The organism is Pantoea dispersa (genome assembly GCF_019890955.1).
Lineage (GTDB): Bacteria > Pseudomonadota > Gammaproteobacteria > Enterobacterales > Enterobacteriaceae > Pantoea > Pantoea dispersa.
In genome coordinates this window covers 1,456,281-1,470,652 of the sequence record NZ_CP082346.1, presented here as the reverse complement: position 1 = coordinate 1,470,652, position 14,372 = coordinate 1,456,281, and the positions used below count along the sequence as shown (strand labels likewise).

The following is a 14,372-nucleotide window of genomic DNA, read 5'->3' as shown; positions in this document are numbered from 1 at the left end:
GCGCCGCGCGCCCCGTTTGCCACAAGGATTATGCATGTTACAACCCGATCGCCTTCCCGCTGACGTACAGCGCCCCCGTTACGACCGCAGCCAGCTGAAAACCCGCATGGTGCACATCGGTTTTGGTGCCTTTCACCGCGCGCATCAGGCGCTGGCCACTGACCAACTGGCGCAGCACGGCAGCGACTGGGGCTACTGCGAAGTGAATCTCAACAGTGGCGCGCTGATCGCCGCTCTGCGCCAGCAGGATTTGCTGTACAGCGTGACCGAAATGGCCGACGACAGCCTGCACACGCGCATTGTTGGCGTAATTACCCAGGCGCTGCACGCGAAAAGTGACGGTATTGAGGCGGTGATTGAAGCGATGAGCCAGCCGGAAATCGCCATCGTGTCGATGACGGTCACGGAAAAAGGCTACTGTTCGCTGCCGTCGAGCGGCCAGCTCGACCTGACGCATCCGGACATCGTGCACGATGTGGCGCATCCTGACGCGCCGCGCTCGCTGCCCGGCGTGATCCTGGCGGCGATTGAACGCCGTCGCCAGCGCGATCTGCCGCCGTTTAGCGTGATGTCGTGTGACAACATGCCGGAGAACGGCCACGTTACGCGCAATGTGATAACCCAGCTGGCGCAGCGTCGCAGCCCGGCGCTGGCGGATTACATTCAGACCCACCTCACCTTTCCCTCAACCATGGTGGATCGCATCGTACCGGCGATGACCGATGAGGCTTTCGCAACGCTGGAAGCGCGGCTGGGCAGTCGCGATCCGGTGGCGGTGGAAGCCGAACCTTTTTTCCAGTGGGTGATTGAAGATAACTTCGTCAGCGGCCGCCCGGCGTGGGAACAGGCCGGTGCGGAGCTGGTGCGTGATGTGCTGCCGTACGAAGAGATGAAGCTGCGCATGCTCAACGGCAGCCACTCGTTCCTGGCTTATCTCGGCTACCTGGCCGGGTATCAGCACATCAGCGATTGCATGGCCGATGCGAATTTTCGTCAGGCGGCGCGCGCGCTGATGCTGCAGGATCAGGCACCCACGCTGCGCACGCAGGATGTTGATTTGGTCGCCTATGCCGACTCGCTGATCGCCCGTTACGAAAACCGGGCGATTAAACATCGCACTTATCAAATCGCCACCGACGGCACGCAGAAGCTGCCACAGCGCCTGCTGGATAGCGTGCGCTGGCATCTGCGTAACGGGACGGCCTGTGATTATCTGCTGCTGGGCGTGGCAGGCTGGATGCGCTATATCAGCGGCGTCGATGAGCAGGGCGCGGCGATTGAGGTTCGCGATCCGCTCAGCGCACAGCTGGCCAGCATTGTTGCCAATAGCGAGGATGGCCCGCAGCGCGTTGAGGCCTTACTGCGCCTGCAGGCGGTGTTCGGCGACGATTTACGTTATCACTCAGTGTTTGTTACGCGGCTTACCGAGCTGTATCAGCAGCTGCGGCTTACCGGTGCACGCGCCACGGTGCAGGCGCTGGTCACAGAAGGCTAAGCCGCCTGCACAAATGTGTAGCGCAGACGCAGCGTGCTGATTAGACTGACGCTTTCTCATCGGGCTGGCGGCGGCCAGCCGTAATACGGATATTGCTGCATGTCGATTGCCTATACCATAACCACCAGCGAACCGGTAAATCAGCAGATTTATCGCTATCTGCGGAAGGATATCGTGACCTGCGTGATCCATCCGGGCTCGCTGCTGTCGGAGAAAGAAGTGTCGGCGCGCTTCAACGTGTCGCGGCAGCCGGTGCGGGAAGCCTTTATCAAACTGGCGGAAGCCGGCCTGGTGCAGGTTCTGCCGCAGCGCGGCACCTTCGTGCGCAAAATCTCCGCCCAGCGCGTGGCCGACGGCCGTTTCATCCGTGAAGCGGTGGAGATCGCCGTGGTTCGTCGCGCCGCGCTGGAGATCGCTGCCACCGGACTGATGGCGCTGGAACACAATCTGCAGCTGCAGCGACTGGCAGCGGAACGCCACGACAGCCAGGCGTTTCTGGCGCTCGACGATGAGTTTCACCGGTTGATTGCCGAAGGCATTGACTGCCTGCTGGCGTGGGAGACGGTGGAGAACATTAAAGCGACGATGGACCGCGTGCGCTTTCTGACGCTGAGCGAAGTGTCGCCGCCGGAGAGCCTGATTCAGCAGCACGAAGAGATATTTGCCGCGCTGAAAGCGAAGAATGCCGATGCGGCTGAGAAGGCGATGCGGCGACATCTGCAGGAGATGATTCTGACCATCACGCCGATTGCCGAGCGCAACAGCGAATGGTTTGAAGGGCCGTAGTGTTGTTCGGTGAGCTTGCGGTGGGGTGTGATGCGGTGCGGTTTGATACGGTGCGGTGTGATGCCCTCACCCCGGCCCTCTCCCACCGGGAGAGGGAGCTGTTCCAGCTAGTACTCAATAATTAACTCTGAAAAACCGCACATTCATGTCCCCTCTCCCGCCTGCGGGAGAGGGCTAGGGTGAGGGGGAAAAAGCACCTCACACCATCAGGCAATCGTCACATCTTTCGCCAGATACACATCCTGCACCGCATTAATCAGCGCCACGCCCTCTTTCAGCGACTTCTTAAACGCCTTGCGTCCGAGAATCAGCCCCATGCCGCCGGCGCGTTTATTGATCACCGCCGTACGCACCGACTCCGCCACATCGGTCGCACCGGCTGAAGCACCACCGGAGTTAATCAGCCCGGCGCGGCCCATGTAGCAGTTGGCCAGCTGGTAGCGCACCAGATCGATCGGATTCTCACTGGTCAGCTTGCTGTACACGCGCTCATCGGTGTGGCCAAACTTCACCGCGTTATAGCCGCCGTTATTCTCCGCCATTTTCTGCTTCACAATGTCGGCACCAATGGTGGCCGCCAGATGGTTAGCCTGACCGGTCAAATCGGCGCTGGCGTGATAATCCACCCCATCCTTCTTGAAATCGTTGTTGCGCAGATAGGCCCACAGCACCGTCACCATGCCCAGCTCGTGCGCGCGCTCGAAGGCCGCTGCAATTTCCTCGATCTGCCGGCGCGACTGCTCAGAACCAAAATAGATGGTGGCGCCGACCGCAACCGCGCCCATGTTGAATGCCTGCTCGACGCTGGCGTACAGCGTCTGGTCATACTGCGTGGGATAGCTCAGGGTTTCGTTATGGTTCAGCTTGACCATAAACGGAATGCGGTGCGCGTAGCGACGTGACACGGAGGCCAGCACGCCATAGGTTGATGCCACACAGTTACAGCCGGCTTCAATCGCCAGCTCGACGATATTCTTCGGGTCGAAATAGGCCGGATTGGCAGCGAACGAGGCGCCGGCAGAGTGTTCCACGCCCTGATCCACCGGCAGAATCGACAGATAGCCGGTACCCGCCAGACGGCCGGTGTTGTAGAGCGTCTGCATATTGCGCAGTACCGCAGGAGAACGATTGTTATCAATCATCACGCGATCGACATAATCCGCGCCCGGCAAATAAAGGCTGTCCGCTGGAATGGTCATGCAGCGATGTTGAAGAAGCGTATCCGCCTCTTTACCCAATAACTGTACGATGTCCGTCATGTTCGCTCCTGATAAATGGCTGGAAAAGAACCGGCACCTGCCGATTCGCCCCCCACAGCCTGGACCGAAACGCGCCAGGCTGGCAAATTGCTGACTCCATTTTTCAGACGGATACGCAGTGAAAAATCGGCAATCTGGCGTTACGCCCTACCACCACTGATGGAAATGATGCACCGGCCCAATGCCATGGCCGACCTCAAGCGAATCGGCGTGCAGCAGCGCCTGCTGCAGCCAGGCCTTGGCTTCCGCTACGGTGCCCGCCCAGTCCACATGGCGCGGTCGCAATGCCGCCAGCGCCGCCGACAGCGTGCAGCCGGTGCCGTGCGTATGACGGGTGTTAACGCGCGGTGCGGTAAAGCGCTGGCGGCCGGCACGGGTGATCAGCCAGTCCGGGCTTTCCGCATCGCTGAGATGACCGCCCTTCATCAGCACTGCTTCGCAGCCCAGTTCCAGCAGCGCATCGCCCTGCTGCAGCATACTCGCCTCGTCCTGCGCCATGCGGCAACCCAGCAGCGCCGCGGCTTCCGGCAGGTTGGGCGTGATCAGTGATACCTGCGGCAACAGACATTCACGAATGCTGGCTACCGCATCGGGCGACAGCAGCGCATCGCCGCTTTTGGCAATCATCACCGTATCCAGCACCACAAACGGCAGGCTGGCTCGTTTCAGCTTCTCTGCCACCACCTCGACGATCGCCGTCTCCGCCAGCATACCGATTTTGGCGGCGTCAATGCGCACGTCGTCCAGCACCGAGTCGAGCTGCGCCGCGACAAATGCCGGTTCGATGCGATACACCGACTGCACGCCGCGGGTGTTCTGTGCCACCAGTGCGGTAATCACGCTGGTGCCGTACGCGCCGAGCGCGGAAAACGCTTTCAGATCGGCCTGGATACCTGCGCCGCCGCTGGGGTCGGTGCCGGCAATGGTCAATGCATTGATACGTTTCATGCCGCCACCTCCAGCGTCCACAGCGCATCGAGAAAAGCGGCGACGAAGCTGCCGGGCCCTGCCACGCTGCGCGCGGCCTGCTCTCCCGCCAGTGACATTACGCGGCAGGCCGCTGCCACGTGCTGGATGCGCTCACCCGGCAGGCTGCTGCACGCCGCGACGACGGCGGATAGCGCACAACCGGTGCCGACCACGCGCGTCATCAGCGGGCTGCCGCCGGGAATCGCCAGCGTCTGGCGGCCATCGGTGACGTAATCGACTTCGCCGGTTACCGCGACAAGGGTCGTGCAGCGTTGCGCCAGCTGCTGCGCGGCGTTCAGTGCGGCATCGGCCTGATGCACGCTATCCACACCGCGTCCGCCCGTGGCCTGCTGGGCTAAGGCGAGAATCTCTGAAGCGTTGCCGCGAATGGCCGCCGGTCGCAGGCTCAGCAGCTGCTGACAGAATTCCGTACGCAGGGTTAGCGCGCCTACCGCCACCGGATCGAGCGTCCACGGTGTGCCGGCCTGGTTAGCGGCATGTACCGCCGCCAGCATCGCATCACGACGCTCGCGGGTTAAGGTGCCAACGTTAATCAGCAGTGCATCGGCGAAACCGGCAAACTGCGCCGCTTCATCGCCATCAATCACCATCGCGGGCGAAGCCTGCAGTGCCAGCAGCACGTTGGCAGTAAAAGTTTGCACCACGTCGTTAGTCATACAGTGCACCAGCGGTGCCTGCTGCCGCAGCAGTTGCAGAGAGTGCGCGAGTTGCGCCGGGGAAAGAGGGTCAGGCTGTGTCATAAGGCTCCCAACCGGCAATCAGGAAGGCGAATGCGGTCAGGCATCTGACTTCCCTACGCTGGCATTATCCAGATCAGGTATTACGGGTATTTCTCAGCCTTCACAAAGAAGGGCACCCCGAGTCATGCACGTCCGTGTCAGACGTGCCTTCACAGCATAAAGGGTCAGCTTAAAGTTGTAAATCCTGCGGCGGGTGCGCTTTTTTTGCCGGACAACGAAGAGCAAAAATACGTGCGCCATCAATTTTCATGATTTTTTGATCATCAGGAAAATATAAACAAATCGATGGAGATCAATTTCCCCAAAATACCGAAAATTCATCAGGATAGTTAATTTAATCTGCCGGGGCAGTAGGCGGGAAATAAACAGAAGAAAGCGCGCAACTTGATTAATATCAAATCGGCCGGCGGCATAACGCGGCCTAATTCCCCTCCGGATTTGAAGACCGCTGTTTCACCTTCACCCGGAATCGCTAATGACTTTATTCAGTTTTCTTCCGCACGCGCACCACTGGCACAATATCACCATTTCCCGTCAAGGCGCCGTTGCCCCCGGCGGCCGTTACCGGTACTCCACGTACCTCGAAGCCGAATGCAAACGCTGCGGCGAGCGCATCCATAAAATTTATTATCGCGATATCAGCGATGAACAGGCGCGTCGCTGGCTGGGATAAAAAAAAGCCCCGCAACACAGGTTGCAGGGCGCTTGCGTGGCTATCGCAAAACTTATTCAGCCGGTTTGGTGCGGATCAGGTAATCAAACGCGCTCAGTGACGCTTTGGCCCCTTCCCCGCTGGCAATGATGATCTGCTTGTACGGCACCGTGGTGCAGTCGCCGGCGGCAAATACGCCTTTCAGGCTGGTTTCGCCTTTGGCGTCGATCAGGATCTCGCCCATGCGGTTGCGCTCTACCGCGCCTTCCAGCCAGTTGGTGTTAGGCAGCAGACCAATCTGGACGAAGATACCGCTCAGCGCCAGTTCGTGGCTGGTCTGGTTATTGCGGTCGATGTAGGTCAGACCGGTAACTTTACTGCCGTCGCCTTTCACTTCGGTGGTCTGCGCGTTGAGGATCACATCGACGTTTTTCAGGCTGCGCAGTTTATCCTGCAGCACTTTATCGGCGCGCATTTCGCTGGCGAACTCCAGCAGCGTGACGTGCTCGACAATACCGGCCAGATCGATGGCCGCTTCAACGCCGGAGTTACCGCCGCCGATCACCGCCGTGCGTTTGCCTTTAAACAGCGGGCCGTCACAGTGCGGGCAGTAGGTTACACCTTTGGTGCGATACTGCTCTTCGCCCGGAACGCCCATGTTGCGCCAGCGTGCGCCGGTAGCAATGATGATGCTGCGTGATTTCAGCACTGCGCCGGAAGCGGTTTCGATGGCGTGCAGGCCACCCTCTTTGGCTGCCGGAATCAGCTTGATGGCGCTCTGGGTGTCGATCACGTCCACGTCATAGTCATCAACGTGCGCACGCAGGGAACCGGCGAGCTTGGCCCCTTCGGTTTTCGGCACGGAGATGTAGTTTTCAATGTCAACGGTGTCCAGCACCTGGCCGCCAAAGCGCTCGCCCATCAGGCCGGTACGGATGCCTTTACGCGCCGAGTAGATGGCCGCCGCAGCGCCCGCCGGGCCGCTGCCGACGATCAGCACTTCATAGGCATCACGCTTGTTCAGCTCTTCAGCCGCACGCTTATCCGCGTTGGTGTCTACCTTACCGACGATTTCTGCCAGGCTCATGCGACCCTGACCGAACTCTTTGCCGTTGAGGTAAACCGCCGGCACGCCCATGACGTTGCGTTCGGTGATCTCGTTCTGGAACATGCCACCGTCGATGGCGGTATGACGGATGCGTGGATTGAGCACCGCCATCAGGTTCAGCGCCTGTACCACGTCAGGACAGTTGTGGCACGACAGAGAGTAATAGGTTTCGAAATGCAGGTCGCTGTCCAGCGCAACAACCTGATCCAGCAGGCTCTGCGCCTCTTTCGACGGATGTCCACCGGTCTGCAGCAGTGCCAGCACCAGTGAGGTAAATTCGTGGCCCATTGGCGAACCGGCAAAGCGCGGACCGCTGTGGCTGCCTGGGTTAGTAATCAGGAATGATGGCTTACGTACCGGTTGATCGTTCTCTTCACGGAAGCTGACTTTATCAGACAGACTCGCGATATCGGTCAGCAGAGTACGGATCTCTGCGGATTTTGCGCCATCGTCCAGTGTGGCAATCAACTCAACCGGTTTCGTTAGTTTCTCAAGGTAGGCCTTGAGCTGGGTTTTTAAATTGGTGTCGAGCATAGTGAGTTCCTGTGAAGAAAATCGGGTGCCGCAGCACCCGATGGAAGAAAGATCAAAGGGCGTAGGTGACTTAGATTTTGCCAACCAGGTCCAGTGATGGAGCCAGCGTTGCGTCGCCTTCTTTCCATTTAGCCGGGCAAACTTCACCTGGGTGAGAAGCCACGTACTGAGCCGCTTTCACTTTACGCAGCAGGTCAGATGCGTCACGGCCGATGCCTTCTGCAGTGATTTCGATGGCCTGGATGATGCCTTCCGGGTCAACGATGAAGGTACCGCGGTCAGCCAGACCTTCTGCTTCACGCATGATTTCGAAGTTACGGGTCAGAGCACCGGTCGGGTCGCCGATCATCGCATACTGAATTTTCGCGATGGTGTCTGAAGAACCGTGCCAGGCTTTGTGGGTAAAGTGCGTGTCAGTTGAAACGGAGTAGATGTCTACGCCCAGTTTCTGGAACTCTTCGTAGTGGTCTGCCACGTCACCCAGTTCAGTCGGGCATACGAAGGTGAAGTCAGCCGGGTAGAAGAAGAAAACACTCCATTTACCTTCAACGTCTTTCTCGGTTACGTCGATGAATTCGCCGTTTTTGAATGCAGCGTTTTTGAACGGTTTGATTTTGGTATTGATGATAGACATGGGTGACCTCCGTTAAAAAGATGTGATGCAGGCTACATAATTTTCGGGCCAACTTCTAATATGCAGACGTTATCAATCAGATAATCAAAAGCTATCAAAGTGCCGACGCCAGATTTGATGCGGCTTGCCGCGGCATTCTACACAGAAAAGCCGCAGAGTTAACAGGCTTTATCTTCGCGCGCGGCAACTGCTATTTTTTTATAAACATTCAATCATCTTTGCTGCACGATTCAACTGCGTGCGCAACGCCGCTACAAAACGTGCCCGCTTACTCGTCATGGAGTCTGGAAGTGAAAATTCGTCTTTTTGAAGAAGCCGACCGCCCTTTTCTACGCACGCTTTATCTCGCGGCGCGCCGTCATAACTGGACATGGCTGGCCGGCGACGACTGGCAGCTGGAAGATTTCGACGCGATTATTCCCGGTGAAACGGTACTGGTGGCGGAGATCGACGGCCACCGCGCAGGCTTTGCTGGCGTAATGGACAACGATAATTTTTTGCACAGTTTGTATGTTGATCCGGCCTTTCAGGGCCAGGGCGTCGGCAATGCGCTGCTGAACGCGGTGCAGCAGCGTTTTACCTCCACCGGCGCGCTGAAATGTCTGCTACAGAACGAAGCGGCGCTGCAGTTTTATCAGCAGCACGGCTGGCAGCGCGAAGCGCTGGGAGAGAGTGAACAGGGCCAGTACGTGTTGATGCACCTGCCGCTGGCGTCACGCACCAGCGGCAGCTAAGGCTTAAACCGCGCGGAAGGCGATGTCGCCCGGAATCACCTCACCCTGCCAGTAAAGCTGGGCGGCAACCCGGCCCGCAAGTTCACGATACAGCGCGGTGAATTCACTCTCCGGACGGCGAATCACGGTCGGTTCACCGTCGTCGAGATCTTCGCGCAGATTAATGTGCAGCGGCAGCTGAGCCAGCAGGCGGGTGTGATAATCCTCAGCCAGCTTCTGCGCACCGCCGGTACCAAAGATTGGCTCGTGATGCCCGCATTCGCTGCAGATGTGCATGCTCATGTTTTCCACCACGCCCAGCACCGGCACGCTGACTTTTTCGAACATCACCATGCCCTTGCGTGCATCAATCAGCGCAATGTCCTGCGGCGTGGTCACCACCAGCGCACCGGTCACCGGCACGTTCTGCGCCAGCGTCAGCTGAATGTCACCGGTGCCCGGCGGCATATCCAGAATCAGGTAATCGAGATCCGGCCACAGCGTTTCGTTCAGCAGCTGCATCAGCGCCTTGCTGGCCATCGGTCCGCGCCACACCATGGCGTTATCGTCAGTCACCAGATAGCCGATAGAGTTGGTTGCCAGACCGTGCGCCATGATCGGTGCCATGTGCGTGCCATCCGGCGAGGTGGGGCGCTGCTTTTCGGTGCCGAGCATGTCCGGGATCGACGGGCCGTAAATATCCGCATCGAGAATACCGACGCGCGCGCCTTCGGCCGCCAGCGCCAGCGCCATATTCACGGCGGTGCTGGATTTGCCCACGCCACCTTTACCGGAGCTGACGGCGACGATGTTTTTCACGCCGTTGACTCCCGGCTGATTTTTCACGCGTTTCAGGGTGGCGATGTCATGACGCAGCCGCCAGTCGATGGCGCGCGTGTTGGTCAGGCGCAGCAGTTCCGCGCTGGTCTGGGCTTTCAGCGCCTCAAACGCGCTGGCCCAGGCAAATGGCATCACCAGTTCAATGTGCAGCTTGTCGTCGAGCAGCGCCACGTGGCGCAGCGCTTTGAGGGTAGTCAGATTGTGTTGCAGCGTCGGATGCTCAAACTCGCTCAGCACGCCGATAACCACGGCGCGCAACGCTTCAGGTGAATGATGGTCCCGGGATTGTGCGGTCATCCCAACTCCTTATTTAGTCATGACGCCAGACGATGGCGGTGTGCCATCAATCATATCAGATAGGCGCTAAAAGTGACGTGGCCGAGCTGCTGTGTTTACGCCAGAGGGTGCTTCGGTTAACATCTAAGCCCGATTTTTTATTCACGGAATGCTACGCAAATTATGACTCAAGTCGCTAAAAAACTACTGGTAACGTGCGCCCTGCCGTACGCAAACGGCTCTATCCACTTAGGTCACATGCTTGAACACATTCAGGCTGACGTGTGGGTCCGTTACCAGCGAATGCGTGGCAATCAGGTGTTCTTCATCTGTGCGGACGACGCCCACGGCACGCCGATCATGCTGAAAGCCCAGCAGCTGGGTATCGCGCCGGAGCAGATGATTGCGGAAATGAAGCAGGAGCATGAGACCGATTTCGCAGGTTTCAACATCAGCTACGACAATTACCACTCCACGCACGGCGACGAAAACCGCCAGCTGTCTGAGCTGATTTACACGCGCCTGAAAGAGAACGGTTTCATTAAAAACCGCACCATTTCGCAGCTGTACGATCCGGAAAAAGGCATGTTCCTGCCTGATCGCTTCGTCAAAGGCACCTGTCCGAAATGTAAATCACCCGATCAGTACGGCGATAACTGCGAAGTGTGCGGCGCGACCTACAGCCCGACCGAGCTGATTGAGCCGAAATCGGTGGTGTCAGGTGCAACGCCGGTGATGCGCGATTCTGAACACTTCTTCTTCGATCTGCCGTCCTTCAGCGCGATGCTGCAGGCGTGGACGCGCTCCGGTGCGCTGCAGGAGCAGGTGGCAAACAAGATGCAGGAGTGGTTTGAAGCCGGTCTGCAACAGTGGGATATCTCCCGCGATGCGCCGTACTTCGGCTTCGAAATCCCTGGTGCGCCGGGCAAATACTTCTACGTCTGGCTGGATGCGCCCATCGGCTACATGGGGTCGTTTAAGAACCTGTGCGACAAACGCGGCGACATCGATTTCGACGAGTTCTGGAAGAAAGATTCCAGCACCGAGCTGTATCACTTCATCGGCAAAGACATCGTCTATTTCCACAGCCTGTTCTGGCCAGCGATGCTGGAAGGCAGCAATTTCCGCAAGCCGACCAACCTGTTTGTGCATGGTTATGTCACGGTGAACGGCGCGAAGATGTCGAAATCGCGCGGCACCTTCATCAAAGCCAGCACCTGGCTGCAGCATCTTGATGCCGACAGCCTGCGCTACTACTACGCGGCCAAGCTCTCTTCGCGCATCGACGATATTGACCTCAATCTGGAAGATTTCGTCCAGCGCGTGAACGCTGACATCGTTAATAAGGTGGTGAACCTCGCCTCGCGCAACGCCGGCTTTATCACCAAACGCTTTAACGGCCAGCTGGCAAGCGAACTGGCAGATCCGGCGCTGTATCAGACCTTTGTTGATGCGTCAGAGAAAATCGGTGAAGCCTGGGCCAGCCGCGAATACAACCGTGCGATCCGCGAGATCATGGCGCTGGCCGACCTGGCCAACCGCTACGTTGACGAGCAGGCACCGTGGGTGGTGGCGAAACAGGAAGGCCGCGATGCCGACCTGCAGGCGATTTGCTCCATGGGCATCAACCTGTTCCGCGTGCTGATGACCTGGCTGAAGCCGGTACTGCCGTCGCTGAGCGAGCGCACAGAAGCCTTCCTGCAAAGCGAACTGAGCTGGGATGGCATTGCGCAGCCGCTGCTCAACCACAGCGTAGCGCCGTTTAAAGCGCTGTATGGTCGTATTGAGATGGCAAAAGTGGAGGCGCTGATTGCGGCTTCGAAAGAGGACGCAGCAGCGGCGAACCAGCCGGCGGTAAGCGGTCCGCTGGCCGATGCACCAATTGGCGAGACCATCACCATTGATGACTTCGCCAAAGTCGACATGCGCGTAGCGCTGATCGAGCAGGCTGAGCTGGTAGAAGGTTCCGATAAGCTGCTACGTCTGCAGCTGGATCTGGGTGGCGAGAAGCGCCAGATTTTCTCCGGCATTCGCGCCGCTTATCCGGATCCGTCGGTGCTGGTGGGCAAGATGACTATCATCGTCGCTAACCTGGCTCCGCGCAAAATGCGTTTCGGCGTGTCCGAAGGCATGGTGCTGTCTGCCGGCCCTGGCGGCAAAGATCTGTTTGTGCTGTCAGTGGATAGCGGCGCGCAGCCGGGTATGCCGGTGAAGTAAGGGTTGGTGCGATCTGGCCCTCACCCTAACCCTCTCCCGCCTGCGGGTGGGACCGAACAGCGCACGTTGTTAACCTTGTATCAAACCTGCACATAGCAAAACCCCGCACAAGACTACCCCCTCTCCCGCCTGCGGGAGAGGGCTGGGGTGAGGGAAAAACCGCACCGCGCTCATCGCGCTAACATCAGACAGCGATAAATCTCCGCCATCACCGCCTCAAATTCATTAAACACCTGATGATTCCAGAAGCGCAGCTTTGTGCTGTCAGTGGATGGCTGTGCCCAGCCGGGTATACCGGTGAAGTAAGGGGTGGTGCGCGCTGGCCCTCACCCTAACCCTCTCCCGCCTGCGGGAGAGGGAACCGTTTAGTGCGGGGTTTGGGTTCAGAGCCAGGCCTGCACATAGCAAAACCCCGCATAAGACTACCCCCTCTCCCGCCTGCGGAAGAGGGCTGGGGTGAGGGGAAAACCGCACCGCACTCATTGCGCCAGCATCAGACAGCGATAAATCTCCGCCATCACCGCCTCAAATTCATTAAACACCTGATGATTCCAGAAGCGAATAACGCGCCAGCCGCAGCGCTGTAAATACGCCGTGCGCCGGGCATCATAAGCCTGCTCTTCAGGCATATTGTGCTGTCCGCCATCCAGTTCCACGATCAGCGATCGCTCAACGCAGGCAAAATCAACGATGTACCCTCCAACTGGATGCTGGCGGCGAAACTTCGCGCCACACACATTTCGGTTGCGTAAATAGCGCCATAGTTTTTGCTCCGCTTGCGGCATCGCCTTTCGCAGCGCGCGCTGCGGTTGCACGGTGTGGTTCATCGCTGCTCCTTCGCTCTGCCCACCAGCTTACGCCGCTTTACTCAGCTTCAAAGCAGAGGTGTTGAAATCCTGAATCTGCATTCCAGTGTGATCGCTAGCACGCTAAGCGCTTAATGCGTATGATGAAGCGCCACGAAAACAGGAGCCTGACATGCCCACCATGCTATCTGCCTGCTGGCGCTATCTGCGCGCCTTTGCCATCGTCTATGCCGCGCTGTATGCCGGCAACGGCCTTGCCGCCCTGCTGCCATTTACCATTCCCGGCAGCATCCTTGGCATGCTGTTGCTGTTTGCCCTGCTGGCGCTGCAGATTATCCCGGTAACGTGGGTGAAACCCGGTTGTCAGCTGTTGATCCGCTACATGGCGCTGCTGTTTGTGCCGATCAGCGTTGGCGTGATGGGCTACACCGATATCCTCAGCGCACAGTTTGGCCCGATTGTCGTCTCCTGCATGGTCAGCACCCTGCTGGTATTACTGATTGTCGGCCTCAGCGCCGAGCGCCTGCAGCGTCCGAAGGAGTCCGGCCATGAGTGACGCCTGGTGGTCACTGCCGCTTACCGTGGTGGCGTATCTGCTGGCACGCCGTCTGGCAGCCAGAATTAACCTCTCCATCGTCAATCCGCTGCTGGTGGCCATGGCGATCATTATTCCACTGCTGCTGCTGACGCACCTGCCCTACGCGCGCTATTTCGCTGGCAGCGCGCTGCTTAATCAGCTGCTGCAGCCCGCCGTGGTGGCGCTGGCGCTGCCGCTGTATGAGCAGATGCACCAGATTCGCGCGCGCTGGAAAACCATCATCAGCGTCTGTTTTATCGGCAGCATTACCGCCATGGTGTCCGGCACGGCGATCGCGCTGTGGATGGGGGCGACGCCGGAAATCGCGGCCACCATCCTGCCGAAGTCGGTGACCACGCCCATCGCCATGGCAGTGTCGGGCTCGCTACACGGTATTCCGGCCATCAGCGCCATTTGCGTGTTGATTGCTGGCGTACTGGGTGCGGTGTTTGGCCACATGCTGCTGAATCTGTTTAAAGTGCGCAGCAAGTCCTCACGCGGGCTGGCGATTGGCAACGCGTCTCATGCGCTCGGCACCGCGCGCGCCGCGGAGATTGACTATCAGGAAGGCGCCTTCAGTTCACTGGCGCTGGTAATCTGCGGCATCATCACCTCGTTACTGGCGCCTTTTATTTTTCCTTTGCTGATGCACTTATTGGGGTAAAACTTGCGAGAGATCTCGCAAAGTTGAAACAAGCCAATCAGCTTGCATTGTCATAGCGACATGGATCACATATAAACCTTG

General features: G+C 58.5%; 14 protein-coding genes and 1 riboswitch. Of the genes, 7 read left to right on the top strand and 7 right to left on the bottom strand.

Going from position 1 to position 14,372, the window contains the following annotated elements:
• The first annotated feature begins 34 nt into the window (after positions 1–34).
• Positions 35–1,495, top strand: a complete 1,461-nt coding sequence (locus K7H94_RS06755) for a mannitol dehydrogenase family protein (RefSeq protein WP_222951840.1) — start codon at positions 35–37, stop codon at positions 1,493–1,495.
• Positions 1,496–1,594: 99 nt separating this feature from the next.
• Positions 1,595–2,281: a GntR family transcriptional regulator gene (locus K7H94_RS06750; protein WP_058769948.1), complete on the top strand. Its 687-nt coding sequence runs from the start codon at positions 1,595–1,597 to the stop codon at positions 2,279–2,281.
• 206 nt (positions 2,282–2,487) lie between these two features.
• On the opposite strand, the gene fbaB is transcribed toward K7H94_RS06750, so the two are convergent.
• The 3 genes from fbaB to thiM form a co-directional block, all read right to left on the bottom strand.
• On the bottom strand, positions 2,488–3,540 hold the full coding sequence (fbaB, locus tag K7H94_RS06745) for a class I fructose-bisphosphate aldolase (protein WP_058757271.1): 1,053 nt from the start codon (positions 3,538–3,540) through the stop codon (positions 2,488–2,490).
• Between the two features lie 147 nt (positions 3,541–3,687).
• A complete protein-coding gene (thiD, locus tag K7H94_RS06740) occupies positions 3,688–4,488 on the bottom strand; it encodes a bifunctional hydroxymethylpyrimidine kinase/phosphomethylpyrimidine kinase (protein WP_215800837.1) in 801 nt (266 codons plus the stop codon).
• Entirely contained in the window at positions 4,485–5,270 is a 786-nt protein-coding gene (gene thiM / locus K7H94_RS06735; protein ID WP_222951839.1) for a hydroxyethylthiazole kinase, read from the bottom strand. The genes thiD and thiM overlap by 4 nt, the downstream gene beginning before the upstream one ends.
• A 33-nt stretch (positions 5,271–5,303) precedes the next feature.
• A riboswitch (TPP riboswitch) is annotated at positions 5,304–5,400 on the bottom strand.
• A 345-nt stretch (positions 5,401–5,745) separates the two neighbouring features.
• On the opposite strand from thiM, the gene K7H94_RS06730 reads away from it, so the two are divergent.
• A complete protein-coding gene (locus K7H94_RS06730; RefSeq protein ID WP_021509295.1) occupies positions 5,746–5,943 on the top strand; it encodes a hypothetical protein in 198 nt (65 codons plus the stop codon).
• A 52-nt stretch (positions 5,944–5,995) separates the two neighbouring features.
• Here the strand turns inward: K7H94_RS06730 and ahpF are convergent, their stop codons facing one another.
• Positions 5,996–7,564, bottom strand: a complete 1,569-nt coding sequence (ahpF, locus tag K7H94_RS06725; RefSeq protein WP_058769944.1) for an alkyl hydroperoxide reductase subunit F — start codon at positions 7,562–7,564, stop codon at positions 5,996–5,998.
• Between the two features lie 70 nt (positions 7,565–7,634).
• A complete protein-coding gene (ahpC, locus tag K7H94_RS06720; RefSeq protein WP_010617942.1) occupies positions 7,635–8,198 on the bottom strand; it encodes an alkyl hydroperoxide reductase subunit C in 564 nt (187 codons plus the stop codon).
• Between the two features lie 290 nt (positions 8,199–8,488).
• Between ahpC and K7H94_RS06715 the strand changes: the two genes are divergently transcribed.
• A complete protein-coding gene (locus K7H94_RS06715) occupies positions 8,489–8,932 on the top strand; it encodes a GNAT family N-acetyltransferase (RefSeq protein ID WP_222951838.1) in 444 nt (147 codons plus the stop codon).
• Positions 8,933–8,935: 3 nt separating this feature from the next.
• Here K7H94_RS06715 and apbC read toward each other — a convergent pair whose 3' ends face one another.
• Positions 8,936–10,048, bottom strand: a complete 1,113-nt coding sequence (apbC, locus tag K7H94_RS06710) for an iron-sulfur cluster carrier protein ApbC (protein ID WP_058757266.1) — start codon at positions 10,046–10,048, stop codon at positions 8,936–8,938.
• A 162-nt stretch (positions 10,049–10,210) separates the two neighbouring features.
• Between apbC and metG the strand changes: the two genes are divergently transcribed.
• Positions 10,211–12,244, top strand: a complete 2,034-nt coding sequence (metG, locus tag K7H94_RS06705) for a methionine--tRNA ligase (RefSeq protein ID WP_141495211.1) — start codon at positions 10,211–10,213, stop codon at positions 12,242–12,244.
• A gap of 479 nt (positions 12,245–12,723) precedes the next feature.
• On the opposite strand, the gene K7H94_RS06700 is transcribed toward metG, so the two are convergent.
• The gene (locus K7H94_RS06700) at positions 12,724–13,071 is read right to left on the bottom strand and encodes an endonuclease domain-containing protein (RefSeq protein ID WP_222951837.1); all 348 of its coding nucleotides are present in this window, start codon (positions 13,069–13,071) and stop codon (positions 12,724–12,726) included.
• 151 nt (positions 13,072–13,222) lie between these two features.
• On the opposite strand from K7H94_RS06700, the gene K7H94_RS06695 reads away from it, so the two are divergent.
• Both K7H94_RS06695 and K7H94_RS06690 read left to right on the top strand, forming a co-directional pair.
• Positions 13,223–13,606 (top strand): CidA/LrgA family protein, encoded by a 384-nt coding sequence (locus K7H94_RS06695; RefSeq protein ID WP_058769941.1) that lies wholly within the window; start codon positions 13,223–13,225, stop codon positions 13,604–13,606.
• A complete protein-coding gene (locus tag K7H94_RS06690) occupies positions 13,599–14,291 on the top strand; it encodes a CidB/LrgB family autolysis modulator (RefSeq protein WP_222951836.1) in 693 nt (230 codons plus the stop codon). Before K7H94_RS06695 ends, K7H94_RS06690 begins: the two co-directional genes overlap by 8 nt.
• Positions 14,292–14,372 lie beyond the last annotated feature (81 nt).

Bases quoted from the DNA above. Each gene is read 5' to 3' on its own strand.
- K7H94_RS06755 (WP_222951840.1), top strand. From the start codon at position 35: ATGTTACAACCCGATCGCCTTCCCGCTGACGTACAGCGCCCCCGTTAC.
- K7H94_RS06750 (WP_058769948.1), top strand. From the start codon at position 1,595: ATGTCGATTGCCTATACCATAACCACCAGCGAACCGGTAAATCAGCAG.
- fbaB (WP_058757271.1), bottom strand. From the start codon at position 3,540: ATGACGGACATCGTACAGTTATTGGGTAAAGAGGCGGATACGCTTCTT.
- thiD (WP_215800837.1), bottom strand. From the start codon at position 4,488: ATGAAACGTATCAATGCATTGACCATTGCCGGCACCGACCCCAGCGGC.
- thiM (WP_222951839.1), bottom strand. From the start codon at position 5,270: ATGACACAGCCTGACCCTCTTTCCCCGGCGCAACTCGCGCACTCTCTG.
- K7H94_RS06730 (WP_021509295.1), top strand. From the start codon at position 5,746: ATGACTTTATTCAGTTTTCTTCCGCACGCGCACCACTGGCACAATATC.
- ahpF (WP_058769944.1), bottom strand. From the start codon at position 7,564: ATGCTCGACACCAATTTAAAAACCCAGCTCAAGGCCTACCTTGAGAAA.
- ahpC (WP_010617942.1), bottom strand. From the start codon at position 8,198: ATGTCTATCATCAATACCAAAATCAAACCGTTCAAAAACGCTGCATTC.
- apbC (WP_058757266.1), bottom strand. From the start codon at position 10,048: ATGACCGCACAATCCCGGGACCATCATTCACCTGAAGCGTTGCGCGCC.
- metG (WP_141495211.1), top strand. From the start codon at position 10,211: ATGACTCAAGTCGCTAAAAAACTACTGGTAACGTGCGCCCTGCCGTAC.
- K7H94_RS06700 (WP_222951837.1), bottom strand. From the start codon at position 13,071: ATGAACCACACCGTGCAACCGCAGCGCGCGCTGCGAAAGGCGATGCCG.
- K7H94_RS06695 (WP_058769941.1), top strand. From the start codon at position 13,223: ATGCCCACCATGCTATCTGCCTGCTGGCGCTATCTGCGCGCCTTTGCC.
- K7H94_RS06690 (WP_222951836.1), top strand. From the start codon at position 13,599: ATGAGTGACGCCTGGTGGTCACTGCCGCTTACCGTGGTGGCGTATCTG.